At 63.4% G+C, this 18,011-nt stretch carries 20 protein-coding genes and 1 tRNA gene; 11 read left to right on the top strand and 10 right to left on the bottom strand.

Annotated features, from left to right (window positions below; translation table 11 throughout):
- From NCS67_RS03690 to NCS67_RS03675, 4 genes are all read right to left on the bottom strand, one after another.
- Window positions 1–1,083 carry a glycosyltransferase family 2 protein gene (locus tag NCS67_RS03690; RefSeq protein WP_250434246.1) on the bottom strand — a complete coding sequence of 361 codons (1,083 nt, stop codon included), beginning with the start codon at window positions 1,081–1,083 and terminating at the stop codon, window positions 1–3.
- A 584-nt stretch (window positions 1,084–1,667) separates the two neighbouring features.
- Window positions 1,668–2,414 (bottom strand): class I SAM-dependent methyltransferase, encoded by a 747-nt coding sequence (locus NCS67_RS03685; RefSeq protein ID WP_250434244.1) that lies wholly within the window; start codon window positions 2,412–2,414, stop codon window positions 1,668–1,670.
- Window positions 2,414–3,211: a bestrophin-like domain gene (locus NCS67_RS03680; protein ID WP_008350748.1), complete on the bottom strand. Its 798-nt coding sequence runs from the start codon at window positions 3,209–3,211 to the stop codon at window positions 2,414–2,416. Before NCS67_RS03680 ends, NCS67_RS03685 begins: the two co-directional genes overlap by 1 nt.
- Window positions 3,212–3,334: 123 nt before the next feature.
- A tRNA-Arg gene (locus tag NCS67_RS03675) sits at window positions 3,335–3,409 on the bottom strand.
- A 140-nt stretch (window positions 3,410–3,549) separates the two neighbouring features.
- Here NCS67_RS03675 and NCS67_RS03670 point away from each other — a divergent pair.
- Complete coding sequence (locus NCS67_RS03670) at window positions 3,550–3,867, top strand: hypothetical protein (RefSeq protein ID WP_008350750.1); 318 nt, start codon at window positions 3,550–3,552, stop codon at window positions 3,865–3,867.
- 6 nt (window positions 3,868–3,873) lie between these two features.
- On the opposite strand, the gene NCS67_RS03665 is transcribed toward NCS67_RS03670, so the two are convergent.
- A complete protein-coding gene (locus NCS67_RS03665) occupies window positions 3,874–5,772 on the bottom strand; it encodes a sugar phosphate isomerase/epimerase and 4-hydroxyphenylpyruvate domain-containing protein (RefSeq protein WP_250434585.1) in 1,899 nt (632 codons plus the stop codon).
- A gap of 249 nt (window positions 5,773–6,021) precedes the next feature.
- On the opposite strand from NCS67_RS03665, the gene NCS67_RS03660 reads away from it, so the two are divergent.
- Window positions 6,022–6,879 carry a shikimate dehydrogenase gene (locus NCS67_RS03660; RefSeq protein ID WP_034471290.1) on the top strand — a complete coding sequence of 286 codons (858 nt, stop codon included), beginning with the start codon at window positions 6,022–6,024 and terminating at the stop codon, window positions 6,877–6,879.
- A 69-nt stretch (window positions 6,880–6,948) separates the two neighbouring features.
- On the opposite strand, the gene NCS67_RS03655 is transcribed toward NCS67_RS03660, so the two are convergent.
- Window positions 6,949–7,629: a TetR/AcrR family transcriptional regulator gene (locus NCS67_RS03655; RefSeq protein WP_008350756.1), complete on the bottom strand. Its 681-nt coding sequence runs from the start codon at window positions 7,627–7,629 to the stop codon at window positions 6,949–6,951.
- Between the two features lie 130 nt (window positions 7,630–7,759).
- On the opposite strand from NCS67_RS03655, the gene NCS67_RS03650 reads away from it, so the two are divergent.
- Complete coding sequence (locus NCS67_RS03650) at window positions 7,760–8,158, top strand: hypothetical protein (protein WP_239295192.1); 399 nt, start codon at window positions 7,760–7,762, stop codon at window positions 8,156–8,158.
- Here the strand turns inward: NCS67_RS03650 and NCS67_RS03645 are convergent, their stop codons facing one another.
- Window positions 8,159–9,637 carry a sensor domain-containing diguanylate cyclase gene (locus tag NCS67_RS03645; RefSeq protein ID WP_250434242.1) on the bottom strand — a complete coding sequence of 493 codons (1,479 nt, stop codon included), beginning with the start codon at window positions 9,635–9,637 and terminating at the stop codon, window positions 8,159–8,161. It abuts the gene before it with no gap.
- 282 nt (window positions 9,638–9,919) lie between these two features.
- Between NCS67_RS03645 and NCS67_RS03640 the strand changes: the two genes are divergently transcribed.
- The 6 genes from NCS67_RS03640 (at window position 9,920) to NCS67_RS03615 (ending at window position 14,103) form a co-directional block, all read left to right on the top strand.
- The gene (locus NCS67_RS03640) at window positions 9,920–10,423 is read left to right on the top strand and encodes a YbhB/YbcL family Raf kinase inhibitor-like protein (RefSeq protein WP_008350762.1); all 504 of its coding nucleotides are present in this window, start codon (window positions 9,920–9,922) and stop codon (window positions 10,421–10,423) included.
- 103 nt (window positions 10,424–10,526) lie between these two features.
- Window positions 10,527–11,894, top strand: a complete 1,368-nt coding sequence (locus NCS67_RS03635; RefSeq protein WP_034471296.1) for an MFS transporter — start codon at window positions 10,527–10,529, stop codon at window positions 11,892–11,894.
- 116 nt (window positions 11,895–12,010) lie between these two features.
- Window positions 12,011–12,559 (top strand): type 1 glutamine amidotransferase domain-containing protein, encoded by a 549-nt coding sequence (locus NCS67_RS03630; RefSeq protein WP_008350765.1) that lies wholly within the window; start codon window positions 12,011–12,013, stop codon window positions 12,557–12,559.
- Window positions 12,560–12,584: 25 nt separating this feature from the next.
- Window positions 12,585–13,115, top strand: coding sequence for a DUF4142 domain-containing protein (locus tag NCS67_RS03625; RefSeq protein WP_250434240.1), 531 nt, complete (start codon window positions 12,585–12,587; stop codon window positions 13,113–13,115).
- Window positions 13,112–13,471 carry a DUF1488 family protein gene (locus tag NCS67_RS03620; RefSeq protein WP_008350770.1) on the top strand — a complete coding sequence of 120 codons (360 nt, stop codon included), beginning with the start codon at window positions 13,112–13,114 and terminating at the stop codon, window positions 13,469–13,471. Before NCS67_RS03625 ends, NCS67_RS03620 begins: the two co-directional genes overlap by 4 nt.
- A gap of 56 nt (window positions 13,472–13,527) precedes the next feature.
- Window positions 13,528–14,103, top strand: a complete 576-nt coding sequence (locus NCS67_RS03615) for a glycine zipper domain-containing protein (protein ID WP_034471300.1) — start codon at window positions 13,528–13,530, stop codon at window positions 14,101–14,103.
- Between the two features lie 58 nt (window positions 14,104–14,161).
- Here the strand turns inward: NCS67_RS03615 and NCS67_RS03610 are convergent, their stop codons facing one another.
- Window positions 14,162–14,413 (bottom strand): hypothetical protein, encoded by a 252-nt coding sequence (locus tag NCS67_RS03610; RefSeq protein ID WP_250434238.1) that lies wholly within the window; start codon window positions 14,411–14,413, stop codon window positions 14,162–14,164.
- A 183-nt stretch (window positions 14,414–14,596) separates the two neighbouring features.
- On the opposite strand from NCS67_RS03610, the gene NCS67_RS03605 reads away from it, so the two are divergent.
- Window positions 14,597–15,049, top strand: a complete 453-nt coding sequence (locus NCS67_RS03605; protein WP_008350776.1) for a PA2169 family four-helix-bundle protein — start codon at window positions 14,597–14,599, stop codon at window positions 15,047–15,049.
- 102 nt (window positions 15,050–15,151) lie between these two features.
- Here NCS67_RS03605 and NCS67_RS03600 read toward each other — a convergent pair whose 3' ends face one another.
- Both NCS67_RS03600 and NCS67_RS03595 read right to left on the bottom strand, forming a co-directional pair.
- Entirely contained in the window at window positions 15,152–15,373 is a 222-nt protein-coding gene (locus NCS67_RS03600; protein ID WP_008350777.1) for a hypothetical protein, read from the bottom strand.
- Between the two features lie 322 nt (window positions 15,374–15,695).
- Entirely contained in the window at window positions 15,696–16,037 is a 342-nt protein-coding gene (locus tag NCS67_RS03595) for a BON domain-containing protein (RefSeq protein ID WP_008350779.1), read from the bottom strand.
- Between the two features lie 450 nt (window positions 16,038–16,487).
- Between NCS67_RS03595 and NCS67_RS03590 the strand changes: the two genes are divergently transcribed.
- Window positions 16,488–17,975: an RNA polymerase factor sigma-54 gene (locus NCS67_RS03590; protein ID WP_008350781.1), complete on the top strand. Its 1,488-nt coding sequence runs from the start codon at window positions 16,488–16,490 to the stop codon at window positions 17,973–17,975.
- Window positions 17,976–18,011: the final 36 nt, after the last annotated feature.

The raw sequence follows: 18,011 nt of genomic DNA, 5'->3' as shown, positions 1-18,011 counted from the left end.
CTATCGCTGCAGGAGTAACCAGGTTTTTGTTCGGTCCACGGCTTGCCGCAAGCCGACCGAATTCGCCGTCCGCAAGAACTGAAGCAAGTAATGAAGTGCGCGGCCAGAGCGCAGCCACAAATAGCCGAGCTTGAACACGTTTCGCACTGGACGACGTGAGACTCTGCCGGACACGTTCGACAGCTCCGCCCCCAAGGCCCCTATGTCGCCGTGTAATCGTTCGAGCATCGCTCGGGACGAGTTGCTGCTTTGCGTCGCGTACCACGACAAGTGCTCAAGAACCGGTCGAATGCTGTTCAGAAACCCAAGGCCGACTGTTCCCGATGAAATGTCGGCTCTAAGCCAGGCATTTCCCAAAATCGTTGCTTCTGCGACGGTCCCGGCAAATGCACGAGCGGCGGCCGAACGGTTTGCATAGGGGCCGCGTACCGAGCTTCGGACGTGAGAAAACACTAGCACCTGCGGAATAACATAGATATCTCCTGCCATGAGCAGACGAAGGTGAAAATCCCAGTCTGACATTCCGCCGAATAGCGAATTGAAGCGAATTTTGGCAACCGCACTTTTCTTTACGAGTAGCTGAATGTTCTTGAACTGATTTTCGACCACCATCGCATTAAGCGAAATAAATCCCGCGCTCATATGCGGCCGCATCAGCTCCGTACTTTTGACACGCACCACGTTACCGTCGATTTCCTCATCGACGCGTTTTCCCAAAGCTATCACGGCCACCGTTGCCGGATATATTTCCGATAATGTTTCTAATTGCCTAACGCAGATTCCCAGAAAATCCGGGGCCCAGCTATCGTCATCGTCGTGAAATGCGATATGCTCTGCGCCGCTCAGACGCTCCAGCGCCGCGTTCGTTGCATCTTCCGCGCTGAGCTCCTCGTCCAGATGCACTATCTCGATAGCTAGACCGTCGGTGGCTCCCAAGCTTTCCAGCACGCGTTGAACGACTCGCGGATCACCGGTATTAGCAATGACGACGTGCCATTTTTTCCACGATTGCCGCATGACGCTTTTCAGCGCTCTACGCAGAAGGACTGGCCGGTCCTTCGTACGCATCACAATCCCGATCATGTCGATTCCTTGACCGCTGACTTGTAGAGGTTTCGCGACATCGAGAAATCCGATGCCGAGATGGGACGGGTTAAATTCATAAAGTGCGAACCATTTGCTTTTATGCGCCTTAAGGCCCGAACCAGCCGGATGTCTAACTGGGTCTCAAATTGACGATCCGAGCCATGCGCGATAATTGCCGAAAATCAACGGACGCTTGCCCTTCAGCAGACCTTCGGAATTAACCTTCGCATCTTCCGCTAAGGCCTGAACACTATAAGTGTAATCGCCGATGCTCACAGGTCGATCATGATGCGCTGAATACAACGATGATTTAGGAAATTTCGGCGTTTATTCTGTGATAAATTGTTTTCCGATGTACAGGTTTAGATGCGCAACTGCTATGTATAAAGCCTATTATCAGGATAATATCGCGAATTAGATTGCAAACGTTCGAGGTTTTCGGCGCGTCAACTATCGATCCCGGCGAAAGGCATAGGGTTCGCGCATGACACCGCGCGCGCCGAGGTTCAAACAATGCGAAGAACATTGATCCCCTGGACAGAATGCCAACGCGTTAAGTCAGGGGATTGAACTTGATCCAGTCAGCGCGCCACCGCGATCAACTCGCGGCTCACTTCATCGACCGGCGCGCGGTTCCAGTCTCCGAACCAGTCGATTTTTGCGAAACCCGCATCGGTCAGCAAGCGCGCAAGTTCGTCACGCGTGCGAAAGCGCAGCTCGCTCACGGCGCTCAGCGTTTCCTCCGGCGCATCGGGCGTCGGCATGAAGCGGTAATGCGTCGTGAACGCGACGCGTCCCGTCGAAAGCGGATCGGGCTCGGCGTGCCGCTCCTGCCACACTTCCACCGCGCGTCCATCGGGCGCGCTCACGCATCTCGACGAACGCTCGCGCGTCCAGTTGTCCCACGCGCGCGCCGCCGGATGGCGGCTCTCGAACGCGATCGCGCCGCCCGGCCCGATCGCCCGGCGCGCGGCTTTCAGCGTCGCGAGAAACGCGTCATCGTCGAGAAAGACTTGCGCGACGTGGCCCGTCATCACGAGCAGATCGGCCGCGCCGACGAACGGCAGCGCGCTCGCGTCGCCTTCGATCCACGTCACCTCGTCGCCGTCGGGACGCGAGCGCGCGACGCGCAGCATCTGCGGCGACGGATCGATGCCCGTCACGCGATGGCCGCGCTTGGCCAGCTCGCAAGCCAGCAACCCCGTGCCGCAACCCAGATCGACGACGTGCCGCGCCGATTGCGCCAGCGCGAGATAAAACGCCGTGTCGGCGGCGAACGGATTGAGGACGTCGTAGAGCGCGACGAGGCGCGGATCGTCGTAGAGCATCAGCGGGATTCGTAGGAGAGCGCGTCGCGCATCGGCTGGCTGCCGACCATGATCGGCCCGGTGAACGGCGTATCGAGATCGAGGATCACAAGCACCGCCGACGCGATCGACAGCGCGCCGAGCATGATCGTCACGAGCGAGAGCGCGTTGCGCGGCGCGATCAGCCCGAAGCACAGAAAGATGATGAGCAGCCAGCCGACGAGAATCCGGTCGAACGGATACGAAATCGATCCGTGCGCCTCCTCGATCAGCTTCCAGCGCAGCGCGATCAGCTGCTCGAAGCGCGCGGCGGCTTCGACCGCGAGCTGGCGATGATAGTCATCGCGCGGAACCAGCAAGCGCACTTCGCGCTGCGCCTCGCTCAGCATGGCGCCGAGCGTGCTGCTCGCGAGACTGTCGTTCTTGTTCGGTGCCTCGACCGCCGGATATTCGCCGGGCGGCCGCGGCTCGCTCGGCCACGTGCTCGCCACCGCCGCCGCCGTGTATTTGCGCAGGAGTTGCCGCGCGTGACCGAGTTCGGCGCCGTAGTCGCGCATCGTGCGATCGAGTTCGATGATCGAGGACGCGTAGCTGCGCATGTCGTTGTTGGTCGTGTCGAAAACCGTTTTCGCCGATGCGGTCAGAAGGCCGAGCACGAGCGCCGCGAACGTGACCAGCATGCCGACGAGCAACTGGACCAGTTGCACCGTCTCCTGCGCCTTGTGTTCCTCGGGCAGAAGCGGCCGCACGATCGCGCCGATGCCCGTGCTGGCCAGAAGGAGAACGAAGACGAGCACCGCGGATTGAATTTCCGTCATGAGCGCGCGAGCCGTGATGGCGTGACCGGAGTGGACGCATTATCGACGGGAAAGCGCGCGCGGTCCAATGCGGACCGGATACGGCGAAGAAAAAGAAGGGGGAAAAACGGCGTGCGGGAATCGTGGTCCCCCCGGCAGGAATCGAACCTGCATCTAGCGCTTAGGAGGCACTCGTTCTATCCATTGAACTACGGGGAGCGGACCGCGCAGGGCCGACAGCGTCGGCGAAGCGAGCGCAGAGTATAGCAAACGCTTTCGTTCGCCGCGTATCCGAAAAATCGGCGAAAACCAGGGTTTGCACCTATCAAGTTCCGCCTGATCGCGCCGCCATCGGAGTAATGGACCCATTTCCCGATACAAAGCCGCAGGGCGCGTTTTCGGCGTTGCTGGCAGACCAAGACCTGACGCACCTCGAACTGGTGCTGCGCCGTTCATTGTCGTGCGATCTCGGCGGCCCGCTGCTGCCGCCTTCGTACTGGCGCGAGCGGCTCGCATCGATCACGCGTCGGTCACATCTCTCTCATACGCAGATCCAGACCGTGCATCGGCTGTTTCTGCACATCGACGCGTTCGAGGCCGCCGGCCGCGCCCGCGAAGAAGAACTCAGGCGCGAGCGCGAACTCGCCGCGGGCAGCGGAAAAACCGCAAGCGCCTGAGCGTCTTCAGGCCGACTGACGCGCGCGCTGTTGCGCGTGCGCGGCGAGCCGCACCGCCGCGTTGGCCGCGCCGTAGCCGTCGTAGCCGCCGCGCCGCTCGATCACTTCGAGGAAGAAGCGCTGATCGAGCTGCTCCGTGTACGCATGGAAGAACTCGCCGCCGCGCTCGTCGCGGTCATAGAGGATATTGTGCTCGCGCATCTGATCGATCTGCTCGTCGGGCAGGCCGAAACGCGCGACAAGGTCGTCGTAGTAGTTGCGCGGGATTCGCAGGAATTTGACGCCATCGGCTTCGAGGCGCGGAATCGCGTCGAAGATATCGGGCGTGCTGAACGCGACGTGATTCAGACCCGAGCCCCGATACGTCGACAGCGACTCCGACACCGCCGTATAGCGATCCATCGACGCATTCAGCGCGATTCGCACCGAACCATCGCGGCTTCGCACCGCGCGGCTGCGCACGAGCCCGTACGGATCGGGCACGAGCACGGCGGGCTCGGTCTCGAAACCGAACGCGCTGCGAAAGAAAAGCACCCAGGTATCGAGCGCATCGGCGGGAAGCGACAGGCATACGTGATCGATGCGCGACAGCGGGCCGACTTCGTACGGCCCGTCGATGTCCGTCAGGATGAAATCCGATTCCCACAAAGTCGGGCCGCCTTTCGCTTCGTCGACGAAATAGTCGAGGCTGCCGTCGGGCGACTGCACGCCCGGCACCACGCGCTCGTTCGGACCGACGCGCCCCGAGAACGGCTGCGAGCCATACGCGGCGGCGCGCTCGAACGCCTGCTTCGCGTCATCGACGTGAAACGCCGACGCGCACAGCGACAAGCCGTGCTTCTGGAAGAACGCGCTCGCGAAGGAATCGGCCTCGGCGTTCAGCACGATCGAACCCGCGCCATGCCGATACAGCGCGACATCCTTCGAGCGATGCTTGCCCGCGAGCCTGAAGCCGAGCCGTCCGAGCCATTGCGACAGATGCTCGCGCGTCGAATCGTCGACGGCGAATTCGAGGAACTGAAAGCCGATGTGCTCGGGCGGCGCGGGCGGATTGAACAGCTCCGGCGGCACGGCCTTGCCTTCGGAAACCAGCAGCTCGCGCGTCTGCTCTTCCAGAAAGCGCAGCGAGCGATAGCCGTCCGCCGCCGTGATCGCGGTCGGCGCGGCGCGAAAGCCGTCGTTGAAGATTTCGAGCGACAGCGGCCCCTTGTAGCCCGCTTCCAGCACGCGCGCGGTGAAGCGTGCGACATCGAACGCGCCTTGCCCCGGAAAGCACCGATAGTGACGGCTCCATTCGAGCACGTCCATCGCGAGAATGGGCGCATCGGCGATTTGCACGAACGCGATGCGCTCGCCCGGAATCGACGCGATCTCGTCGACGGAATCGCGGATCGACAGCGTGTGGAACGTATCGAGCGCGAGGCCGAGACTCGGATGATTCACGGCATCGACGAGTTTCCACGCGTGCTTGTACGAGTTGACGTAGCGGCCCCACGCGAGCGCTTCGTACGCGACGATCACCCCCGCTTCTTCCGCGATTTTGGCGAGCACGCCGAGCTGGTCGACGATGAGCGCGTCGTCGCGAATCGTATCCGGCGACACGTTGCTGCAGACGAGAATGCGGTCTGTGCCGAGCTCGTGCATCAGCTCGAACTTGCGCTTCGCGCGCTCGACGTTGCGCGGGAGACGCTCGGCGCTCACGCCGTCGAAATCGCGGAACGGCTGAAACAGATAGATCTCGAGGCCGAGATCCGCGCACATGCGGCGCACGTCGGCGGGCGTGCCGTCGAAATACAGCAGGTCGTTCTCGAAGATCTCGACGCCGTCGAATCCGGCGGCCTTGATAGCGTGCAGCTTCTCGGGAAGCGTGCCGCTGATGGAAACCGTCGCGATGGAAGTGCGGATCGAACGCAGCATCGCTGCCTCCTCGTTGCAATTCAGTGAATGCGGGATGGATCGAGCGGTGCCTTCCAGTGTAGGACGTCCGCATGGCGAACGCGCGCAATCCATGTCATTCTGCGAGATAATAACAAACTAACTAGACCGTACAAATCAGTGGAAACACGAACCGACAAGCCTCGCGCGGGCGTTCACACTGCGACGTATTCATCTCGCACTGCAGCATGCAGTGCTCATCCATGCCGGAGCGCTCGCATGACCAACAAGACTTCGTATCTCATCGGCCTGATCGGATCGGGCATCGGCGGCTCGCTCACCCCCGCCATGCACGAAAAGGAAGGCAGCAACCTCGGACTCAATTACGTCTACCGGCGCATCGACCTGCAGGCGCTGGAACTGGAGCCGTCCGCCCTGCCCGATCTGCTCGATGCCGCCGAGCGCATGGGCTACGACGGCCTGAACATCACGTATCCGTGCAAGCAAAGCGTGATCCCGTTGCTCGATGACCTCGATCCCGACGCGCGCGCGCTCGGCGCGGTCAACACCGTCGTGCTGAAGGACGGCAAGCGCATCGGCTACAACACGGACTGGTCGGGCTTCGCGCGCGCGTTTCAGCGCGGTCTGCCGGACGCGCCGCTCGAACGCGTCGTGCAACTGGGCGCGGGCGGCGCGGGCGCGGCCGTCGCGCACGCGGCGCTCACGATGGGCGCGCGCGAACTCACGCTCTTCGATTCCGACGACGCCCGCGCGGCTTCGCTCGCCGCCGAGCTCGCGGCGCGCTTTCCGGATCGCGTCGTGAAAAGCGGCGGCGACTTGCGCGACACGCTCGCCGGCGCGAGCGGCCTCATCCACGCGACGCCGACCGGCATGGCGAAACTGCCCGGCCTGCCGTTGCCGGCCGAGTATCTGCACAAGGAACTGTGGGTCGCGGAAATCGTGTACTTCCCGCTCGAAACCGAGCTGCTGAAAGTGGCGAAGGCGCTCGGCTGCCGCACGGTGAGCGGCGGCGGGATGGCGGTGTGTCAGGCGGTCGATGCGTTGCGCATCTTCACCGGGCTGGAGCCGGATGCCGAGCGCATGTTCGCGCACTTCCAGAGCCTGCTGGAACGCTGATGCATCGGCAGCAATGAAAAAACGGCGACCTCGCGAGAGCGTCGCCGTTTTGCTTTGCGCGCGGGGAAATCAGCCGTCGCGCCGCATGAACCGCAGCACCGCATCGACGATCATCTCGCGATGACGCGCACGCGAGCGCGCGCCCGACGGATCGCGCCCGAACGCCGCGCCCCAGGTATGACGGTTCGCCACGCGATGAAAGCAGAACGAGCTGATCATCAGATGCAGGTCGATCGGATCGACGTCTTCGCGAAACTTGCCGGCCGCGACGCCACGCGCGATGAGATCTTCGATCGTCTTCACGACCGTCGAATTGCGCGCCTTGAAGGTCTTCGATTGTTCGATGTACTTCGCGCCGTGGATGTTTTCGATTGTCACGAGCCGCACGAAATCGCGATGCTTGTCGTGATAGTCGAACGTGAAGCCGACGAATTCGCGCAGCGCTTCCTCCGGCTCCATTTCCGCGAGCTGCAATTCCTGTTCGAGCGCGCGGATATCGCCATAGACCTGCTCCAATACCGCTTCGTACAGCCCTTCCTTGCTGCCGAAGTAGTAATACAGCATGCGCTTCGTGGTGTTGGTGCGCTCCGCGATGGCATCGACGCGCGCGCCCGCGAGTCCCATCGCCGAGAACTCCTGCGTGGCGATGTCGAGAATGTTCCGCTTGGTCTCCTCAGGATCGTACTTGCGCCGCCCCTGCTCCGTGGTCGACGAGGGCGCGGCGCTAGCGGCCTTGCTTCCTTTTTTCATTTTTCTGTCTGAGAACGGCGTTGAAAATCGATTCTAGCACGCGATATTGACGCATCCTCGCCATAACAGACGTTGCGCACGGAGGGCTTCACCTATAATTTTTTGCCCCCACGAACAAAGCGAAAATCACATGCCGACGAAGCGCTCGACCCTACTCGTTCCCGCCGTTCTGACCACATGGTGCCTGTGTGCGATGGCGCAGACCGCGATGCCGCCGGGCCATCCGTCATCGAAGGAACTGGCGGCTGCGGAAGGCGTGATGACGAGCGCGAACATCGCTCGGGGCGCGGCGGATGTCTGTCATATCGACGCCGCCAAGGTCGCGCGCTTCAAGAACGTCGTGCGGACAAGCTATCCCGACGCACCCGATTTCGATGGCGAATGGAAGCTCGGCCTTGCGCAGGCGCAACCGACCGTCGATCGCTTCGACAAGCTGAAGACGAGCAATCCCGCCGAGTACAAGAAACAGATCGGCGAAGCGTGTCCGGCACTCAGCCGCGGCATCGACGAAGTCACACAGTCGCAGTGATCACTCGCGCGCGCCGTCGTAATGCGCGCGCTTTTCCGCGTACATCGCGGCATCGGCGCGTTGCAGCATCGGTTCGAGACGCTCGCCTTCGTGCGCGGTGGCCGCGCCCGTCGCGAAGGAAAGCGGATTGCCCGAATAGAACTGATTGTTCACTTCGAGCAACTGGCGAATGCTCTCGATGACCGCCTCGCCGCCGCGCTCGTCGGTGCCCGGCAAGAGCACCATGAACTCGTCGCCGCCGATGCGCGCCGCCTGGAACGGCTTCTCCACCGCCTTGGCGAGCACTTCGCCGGCGCGCCGCAGAAGCGCATCGCCGGCGGCGTGGCCGAGTTGATCGTTGACGGCCTTAAGGCCATTCACGTCGATGGCGATCGCCGTCACCGGGAACGGGCCTTTGCGTTCGAGACGATTGATCTCATCGATATAGAACGAGCGATTCTTGAGCTTCGTGAGCACGTCGTGCTTGCCGAGAAACTCCAGATACGCCTCGGCCTTCTTGCGCGCGGTGATATCCGTCAGCGCGACGAGCACGAGATCCCAGCGCGCCTCGTGCCCCGGAAACACCGAGAACTGCAGATGCACGTGCACCTCGTGGCCTTCGAGCGAATAGTTCAGCACTTCGCGCTGCTGGAAGAGCTTGCCGTCCCACAAATCGATGAGCTGTTCCTGAAAGTACTGTTGCATGTCGTCGCGGAACACATCGGACAGGCGCGCGAGCAGCGTCGCCTTGTCGGGCGCGGCGAACATCCGCAGCGTGTGCTGATTGACGTCGAGAACGTGGATCTCCTGCATGCAGCGCTCGACGAACTCCGGGTGCACGTTCGTGAAAGTGCGAAAGTCGACGATGCCGCGCTCGCGCACATCGTCCAGCAACGACTTGACGGAACTGAAATCCTCGACCCACAGCGACACCGGCGAATGCTCGAAGAGCCCGCGTGCATAGAGCTCGCTCGCGGCGGCGCTGCGGCGCATCGCTTCGAGCTCGGTGATGTCCTCGATCGTGACGAGCACGCGGCTCCATGTGTCCTCGTGTCCCGGCAGCACGACCGCCTTGAGCAGCACGTCGAGACGCTTGCCGTCGAGCGTGTAGTTGACCGTCTGACTGACGAAGCGCGATTGACCCGCCCAGAGTTGCTCGAGTTCGTCGACGTGCGTGGTGAGCATGTCGTCGCGGAACACGCGATCGAGGTTCTGCACGAGATGATCGACATCCTTCGCGTGAAAGAGCGACAGCGTGCGCCGGTTGACCTTCACGACCCGAATGCGCGACGAGCACTCCGCGATACGCCCGGGATTCTCCGCGAGAAACGACCGCAGATCGGCGACGCCCGCCGCGCGCCAGCGTTCGAACTGCTCGCGCACGGCGCTGAAATCTTCGAGCCAGAGCGAAACGGGCGCGAGCTCGAACATGTCGGCGTCGTCCGCCGGCATGCTCGCCGGCACGAATTGACCGGCAGCGCGGCGCGGGTCGTTTGGCATGGTCGTCCTTTCGGCTCGCGCCGGCTGAATTCATCTCATTATTGTAACGCGCGTCATATTTCGAGGGCTCGATCGCCCGCTTCCGGCCGTCTTCGCGCATTCCGTCCAGCGGCATTCGCGCTCATGCGGGATATCGGGGGCGGATGCTACACTCGACTGGCTTCGTCCTTGCCGCCTCGGGCACGTTTGCTGCACCGGCTCACGCGAGGCTCGCGGCGCCACGCAGTCCGATGCGCCGTGCCGCATCCATCCACATCGCTATAAGAAGGAGGCTCGACTCTCATGGCTGATTTCCGCATCTGGTCCGACGAATTTCCGGCGAACGGCTTCATGACGCGCGCGCAGGAATTCGACCAGCAGGCCTTCGGCGGCTCGGGCGAGAACGTATCGCCGGCGCTGCAATGGGAAGATCCGCCCGCCGAAACGCGCAGTCTCGCGCTCACCGTCTACGATCCCGACGCGCCGACCGGCAGCGGCTTCTGGCACTGGATCGTCGTCAACATTCCGCCCGACGTGCGCTCGCTGCCGCGCAACGCCGGCAAGGCCGACGGCAGCCTGCTGCCGCCAGGCGCGCTGCAGTTGCGCAACGACTACGGCACGGTCGGCTTCGGCGGCGCGGCGCCGCCGCGTGGCGACAAGCCGCATCGCTACATCTTTCGCATCCACGCGCTCTCGGCGGAAAGCCTGCCGCTCGATGGCAACGTGACCAATGCCGTCGCGCGCTTCATGACGCATCTCAACGAGATCGATTCGGCAACTTACACCGGCCTCTACGAACTGAAGTAAGCACGCGGGCGAAGACGCGGCCCCGCGTGGCGGCGTCTTCGTCCTGGCCATTCGAAAAAACGGCGCGACACACGATGCGCCGCCCGCCACTTCCCGCCCATCGATGGACTCCGATAAAGGTCTGCCGCTGCCCCAGCGATACTGGGCCATTGCCGTCGTCGCGCTCGGCATCACGCTCGCGGTGCTCGACGGCGCCATCGCCAACGTCGCGCTGCCGACCATCGCGCGCAATCTGAACGCGTCTCCCGCCGACTCCGTCTGGATCGTCAATGCGTATCAGCTCACGATCACCATATCGCTGCTGCCGCTCGCCTCGCTCGGCGACCGCATCGGCTACCGGCGCGTGTACATGACGGGGCTCGCGCTCTTCACGCTGTCGTCGCTCGCGTGCGCGCTGTCGGGCTCGCTCGCTGCGCTCACCATCGCGCGCGTCGTCCAGGGCTTCGGCGCGGCAGGCATCATGAGCGTGAACACGGCGCTCGTGCGCATCATCTATCCGCAGGATCAGCTCGGTCGCGGCGTGTCGATCAACGCGACGGTCGTGGCGATCTCGTCGGTGATCGGGCCGACCGTCGCGTCCGGCGTGCTTTCGGTCGCGACGTGGCCGTGGCTCTTCGCGATCAACGTGCCGATCGGCGTCGCGGCGTTCGCGATCGGCTGGAACGCGATGCCGCGCACGCCGGGGCATCGGCAGCCGTACGACTACATCAGCGCGATCATGAACGCGCTCTTTTTCGGCCTCGCGATCGTTGCCGTCGACGGCATCGGGCACGGCGAGCATCGGCCGTATCTCGTCGCCGAATTCATCGCGACGGCGGTCATCGGCTATTTCTTCGTCAAGCGGCAACTGACGCAAAGCGCGCCGCTTCTGCCCGTCGATCTGCTGCGCATTCCGGTGTTCGCGCTGTCGGTCGGCGCGTCGGTGTGTTCGTTCTGCGCGCAGATGCTCGCGTTCGTTTCGCTGCCGTTCCTTTTGCAGAACAATTTCGGCATGGGCCAGGTCGAGACCGGGTTTCTGATGACGCCGTGGCCGCTCGTGATCGTGTTCGTCGCGCCGCTCGCGGGCGTGCTCGCGGACCGGTATTCGGCCGGCCTGCTCGGCGGCATCGGTCTCGCGATACTGACCGTCGGACTCGTGCTGCTCGCGAGCGTCGGCGCGCATCCGACGGCCCTCGACGTCGCATGGCGCATGGCCGTGTGCGGGCTCGGCTTCGGGCTGTTCCAGTCGCCGAACAATCGTCAGATGCTCGCTTCCGCGCCGCGTCATCGCAGCGGCGGCGCGAGCGGCATGCTCGGCACCGCGCGCCTCACCGGTCAGACGCTCGGTGCCGCGCTCGTCGCGCTGATCTTCGGCGTCGCGCCCAAGCAAGGCCCGGTGATCGCGCTCGGCGTCGCAGCCGTGTTCGCGGCTGCCGCAGCGGTCGTCAGCGTGCTGCGTCTGACGGGCAAACGCAGCGTCGAGCCCGCCTGATCCGCCCTTCCCGCTCAAGGCCGCCCGGCCGTTCCGCTGGGCACAGCCTTTGCTGAACTTCGACCATGGATTCCGCACGCGCGGAAGAGTCGAAATCAGCAATAAGGAGTGTGTTCATGGCCAATTCCCTCAACGGTTGCAAGGTCGCGATTCTCGCCGTCGACGGCTTCGAGCAGGCCGAGCTCGTGGAACCGCAACGCGCGCTCAAGGAAGCGGGCGCGCAGGTGGACGTCATATCGCAGAAAGCCGGTCAGATTCAGGGCTTCAAGCATGTCGACAAGGGCGACAAGGTCGATGTCGACGTGACCTTCGACGCCGCCAATCCCGCCGACTACGACGCGATTGTCCTGCCGGGCGGCGTCGTCAACGGCGACGCGATCCGTCTCGACGCGAAAGCGCAAGCCTTCGTCAAGGACGCCGACCGCGCGAAGAAGCCGATCGCAGTGATCTGCCACGGCGGCTGGCTGCCGATCTCGGCTGGCATCGTCGCGGGCCGCACGATGACGAGCTGGCCGAGCCTGCAGGACGACGTGCGCAACGCGGGCGGAACGTGGGTCGATCAGGAAGTGCAGATCGACGGCAATCTCATCACGAGCCGCAAGCCCGACGATATTCCGGCGTTCAACGAGGCGCTGATCGACGCGCTCGGCAAGGCGCGCGCGTGAGCGCATGTTCATCGGAGGCCCGCCGATGCCGAGATACTTTCCATCCGTGACGCGCGTGATCGTGCTGTCGCTCGCCGCTGCTTTCGCGCCGCTCGCGCAGGCACAGACGCCAAGCGAGAAGCTCTCGCCCATCGATCAGCAATTCCTGCAGGACGCGGGTCAGGCGGGCGCAACCGAACTCACGGCGAGCAAGCTCGCGCTCACGCATGCGAGCGACCGGCAGGTGCGGGAGTTCGCACAGCGAATGATCGTCGATCACACGAAGCTCGCGCGCAATCTCGACGTGCTCGCGAAGCGTCACGGCATCACCGCGCCGCCCGCCGCCGATACCGCCGTGATCGGCAGCCTGCAAAATCTCCAGGGTGCCGAGTTCGACAAGGCCTATATTGAAAAGGTGGCCGTGGGCGGGCATCAAAAGGCCGTCGAACTGTTCAGAAAAGAGAGCGAAACCGGCAACGACACCGCGCTGAAAGCCGCGGCGACCAAGGCGTTGCCGATCATCAGCCATCACTACGAGATGGCGCAGCAGCTCGCAAAAGCGAAGGCGGCGTCATGAGGATCGCGCACGTCGCCGGTCGCGCCGCCTTGCGTTCCGTTTCCCGTCCCGCTTATGAGGACTCGACCATGCACATCACGTTTGCCGACGAACCGCCTGTCTACGACGGCGACGATCTCGCGATTCACTTCGCCGCGCTCATCGACGGCGAGCCGGTCGTCTGCTCGATCACCGCCGAAGCCCTCGAAGATCACTTCGGCGCGAAATCGCCGCGCGAGGACGATCTGCTCGCCGCGTTCGAACAAGGCGCGTCGCGCATCCGCGCGGTGTGCGCCGAAGTGCTCGACGACAACGGCGGCCAGCCCGCCGTGCTGAGGAGCGGATTGTTCCGCGTCGCCGGCCTGGAGCCCGAGTGAGCGGCCTCGTCGTCTGAACGACGCATTCCCAAAACCCAAGCCAACAAGGAGGGAACATGTCCCTGATCATTGCGGGCCGATTTCAGACTTTTCGCGCGGCCGAAACGGCAGCGCAGAAGCTCTTTGCGCGCGGCTTCCTGGAGGAAGACGTGACGCTTTTCTTCGTCAATCCGAGCGGCCAGCACGCACGCCATCCGATCGGCGGCGATGTCGGCACCGATGCGGGTGCGAGCGGCGCGCCCAAGGGCGCCGGCAAGGGCGTGACGATCGGCGCGGTGGTCGGCGCGGTCATCGGCGCCGCGATCTTCGCCGTCTTCAAGGCGCCGCTGCTGGTTTCGGTGATCGCGGCGGGCGTCGGCGCGTACGTCGGATCGCTCGTCGGCGCGATGTCGCATACGAAGAAGAAGCCGCACGGCGCGGCGCAAGCGGAAGAGCCCGCGCGTCATGCGGGCGTGCTGGTGGCCGTGCACGTATCGCCGGAAACGCACGATCAGGCCGCGGCGGTGCTGCGTGAAGCAGGCGGAATGGACATCGAACGCGCGTCGGGCCGCTGGCAACAAGGCCGCTGGAGCGACTTCGATCCGCTGAAGCCGCCGCAACCGGCTGGCGAGTTCGCGCAATCGCGCGTGTGATCGTAGTTTCGCGCCGTATCGATGAAACGCCCGCTTCGTGCGGGCGTTTTCGTCTGTGCTAGACCCAGGGCGCGTTCGGCCGATTCGGCTGCACGTTGGCGCGAATGGCGCAGTCGGCCGGCAGGACGCGCCCCTTCTGCGCATGTGCGACGGGCGGCTCGCAGATGCGTCCGTATTCCGCGCGCGAAACGTGTGTCGAGCGCGCGTGCGCGTCGATGCTTTCTTGTCGGATATGCAAGGTCAGCGCCGATGCGGCGACAGCCGCCAGCACCAGAAACTCGCGATGCGCGAGCCGGTTGAAAAATTTCACTGCGTTCTCCTGTTGCCTTGTCGTGCGCACGTCCCGAACCGGTCGCGCGCTGTAGTGCGGTGACGGCAGCAAGGCGTATGCCGCGCGGCCCGCGATCGGGCACGCCGCGTGCGTCATGAATCCGCGAGCCGCATCCCGCAGGGGTTGCGCAGTGGCAATGTCCTAACGAAAAGGAGGTCTCATATGAGCACGAATGTCGTATCGGTACTCAACGATCTGGTCGAAACCTCGAAGGACGGCGAAAAGGGTTTTCTCAAGGCCGCCGAGGATACGCGTGATCCAAGCCTCAAGCTGCTGTTTCAGAATCGCGCGCAAAAGTGCGCAGAGGGCGCGCGCGAATTGCAGGACATCGTTGCACGCCTGGGCGGCAAGCCCGAAACCGGCGGATCGGTGTCGGGCGCGCTGCATCGCGGCTGGGTCGACGTGAAGTCGGCCGTAACCGGCCATAGCGATCACGCGATCCTCGCCGAATGCGAGCGCGGCGAGGATGCAGCGAAGAAGAATTATCGCGAGGCGCTCGACAAGGACCTGCCCGCCGATGTCCGCGCCGTGGTGGAGCGCCAGTATCAGGGCGTGCTGGAGAATCACGACCGCATCCGCGATCTGCGCGATCAATACGCAGCCGCGAAGTCCTGATGCTGACGCGGTGAAGCGCGCGGCCCGGCTTTCCGGGCCGCTTCGAAAGCAAACGGCCGCACGAAGCGGCCGTTTGTTCGTCAAGCGACAGTACGACGCGGGTTACTGCGGCTGACCCTTGTCATTGGTGCCGAGCGCCGAAGCCGCCGCCGCTGCGGATGCGCCGTGCAGCTTGTGCGCCTTGTTCTGCTGATGCAGATTGGTGCCCTTCTGCTTCTTCGCCACCGGCGCCGAGGCTGCCGCATCGGAGGCTGCCTGGGCGAATGCCGTCGTCGAGAATGCCAGCGCGAGCGCGCCGATCAATGCCATCTTTTTCGTCTTCATGAAGAGCTCCTTTTTGCCGGGGCCTCTGAACGCCGGGCTACTGCGCATTCGTGAGCCGCCTGTTTGAGTGTCGACCTGAACGGCCGTCTCGTTTTTGAGTTTCGAAGTGCTGCGAGGTGCTGCGCACTGGTGAAGCGTCTTGCGAGAACTTGCGACTGAAGCACCGGACGACGAAAACGTGAACCGATGCCTCCAAGCGAGAACCCGCGCTTCGTCCGAGTCATCGCCTTTTGCGGCGAATCGTCGAACCCGCGCGGGTTCCGGTACTGCTGGCACTCAACCGCGGCCCGCCGAGGCGAAGCCGGGCATACGAACTATGCCATTACTTGGCGGCAATTTTAAGATGGTTCTTCACGGAAGCAACACCCGAGACGTTCGAGACGACTTCTTCGGCGGCGGTCTTGTCTTCCGCCGACGGCACCGTGCCCGTCAGCGACACGACGCCCGCGTGCGTCTTGACGTGGATATGCGTGGACTTGACGTTCTTCGCGCCGAGCAGTTCGGCCTTTACTTTGGTGGTGATCGCGCTGTCGTCGACCTTCTGGCCCATCGACGTGCCGGAACCGCTCGTCGACGACGCTGCGTTGGTCTGTGCGCCGACGTTGAGCGCGAACACCACGCACGCGATACCGCCGGCTGCCTTCAGGATTTGAGTCGTCTTCATGTCGATACTCCCTTTTTTCGATTTTGGTCTGACGCCGCGTTCACGCATTCCGTGCTAGACGCGGCTCTTCGATGACGTCCGCGCCGTAGCACGCGGATCGTGAACTTCGTTCCGCAACTTGCGTGCCAGATCCGGCGGCCGCGCGAGCCGACCGAAGCCGAAGCGTCCTGAATGCCCCGCGCGGCAAGGCCTGAGTGCGTAGGCGAACAAATCTTCGACGTTCATCGGAAGGCTTGCCCGCGCGCAACGCGACGCGCCTGAAACCCGCAGCGGTTTTGTCTGAGCGCGTGTAAAAACTGCGTGAAAGCGGCCTCGGAAAGGCTTCAAAAGAAGGGTGCCGGTGACGAAAAACGTAGTCCCTGCACGACCTTAACGTTCGATGGCATGGCTGTTGCTTTATTAGTCGCAAACCTGCCCATCACGTCTGGAACAATCGAGGATTAGCAAGCAATGCCGCCTACACTCGAACTACGCGCGAAGCAAACGCTCGCACTCACGCCGCGCCTTCAACAGTCGGTTCGCCTTCTGCAACTCTCGTCGCTCGAGTTCCAGCAGGAACTGCGAAACGCACTGGATACCAACCCCTTTCTCGAATACGACGAGTCCCAGACCGAGGACAACGCGCTCGGCGCCGACAACGGCAGCTCGATGTCCGACTCGACCCTGTCGACCACATCCGACAACGCGACCGAGACGCCGCTCGCGCCCGAAGCGAGCATGGAAGCCGAATCGAACGTGGATTCCGGCTCGCGCGACGATTCCGTCAGCGAATTCTCGTCCGATCCGTTCGGCCGCGGCGCGTCGCGCAACAACGGCGACGGCGAAGGTTCCGATCCCGCCGACTGGGTTCGCATCGAACCTTCGTTGCACGAAACGCTCCACGACGCGCTGCGCCTTTATCAATTGAACGAACGCGATCGCGCCATCGCGCAGCTCATCATCGAAGCGCTCGATGACGACGGCTATCTGCGGCAGGACTTGAGCGACCTCGCGAATGTCGTGGAGATCGAACCCGCGCTTCACGAGGACGAACTCAACATCGCGCTGAAGCTCGTGCAATCGCTCGACAAGCCGGGCGTCGGCGCGCGCAATCTCTCGGAATGCCTGACGCTCCAACTCCAGGCGCTCGACGAGGACACGCCGGGCCGCGCCGTTGCGATGGAAATCGTCGCGCATCATCTGGAGCGCCTCGCACGCCGCGAGCAGGCGGAACTGCAGAAGAAGATCGGCTGCAGCGCGGATGAACTGCGCATCGCGTGCGCGCTCGTACGCCGCCTCGATCCGAAACCGGGCGAGAACTACGGATCGAGCGAGGACAACTACGTCGTGCCCGACGTCATCGTGCGTCAGGTGAAAAAGCAGTGGGTCGTGACGATCAATCCGGCGGTGTTGCCGCGTGCGCGCATCCATCGGATGTACGCGGAACTGTTCGCGCAGTCGGCCGGCGCGAGCCGTTCGCCGCTCGCGCAGCAGTTGCAGGAAGCGCGCTGGCTGATTCGCAACGCGCAGCAGCGCTTCACGACGATTCAGCGCGTGGCCGAATGCATCGTGTCGCATCAGAAGGCGTTCTTCGATTACGGCGAAATTGCGCTGAAGCCGCTCGTGCTGCGCGATGTCGCCGATGAACTCGGCCTGCACGAATCGACCATCTCGCGCGCGACGGGCAACAAGTACATGGCGACGCCACGCGGCATCTTCGAGTTCAAGCACTTCTTCCCGCGCGAGCTGTCGACGGAAAGCGGCGGCACGTGTTCGGCCGCGGCCGTGCGCGCGCTGCTCAAGGAAATGATTTCGAAGGAGAACACGCGCGATCCGCTCTCCGACGTGAGTCTCGCGAAGATGCTCGCCGATCAGGGCGTGATCGTCGCGCGCCGGACGGTAGCGAAGTATCGCCATCTGATGAAGGTGCCGCCTGCGGAATTGCGTCGTCAGGCGTAAGGCGTTTCACGCATCACAGCGGGTAACTGCTGAAGA

The organism is Caballeronia sp. ATUFL_F2_KS9A (assembly GCF_023630765.1).
GTDB classification, from domain to species: domain Bacteria; phylum Pseudomonadota; class Gammaproteobacteria; order Burkholderiales; family Burkholderiaceae; genus Caballeronia; species Caballeronia zhejiangensis.
This window is presented reverse-complemented; position numbering and strand designations above follow the sequence as displayed.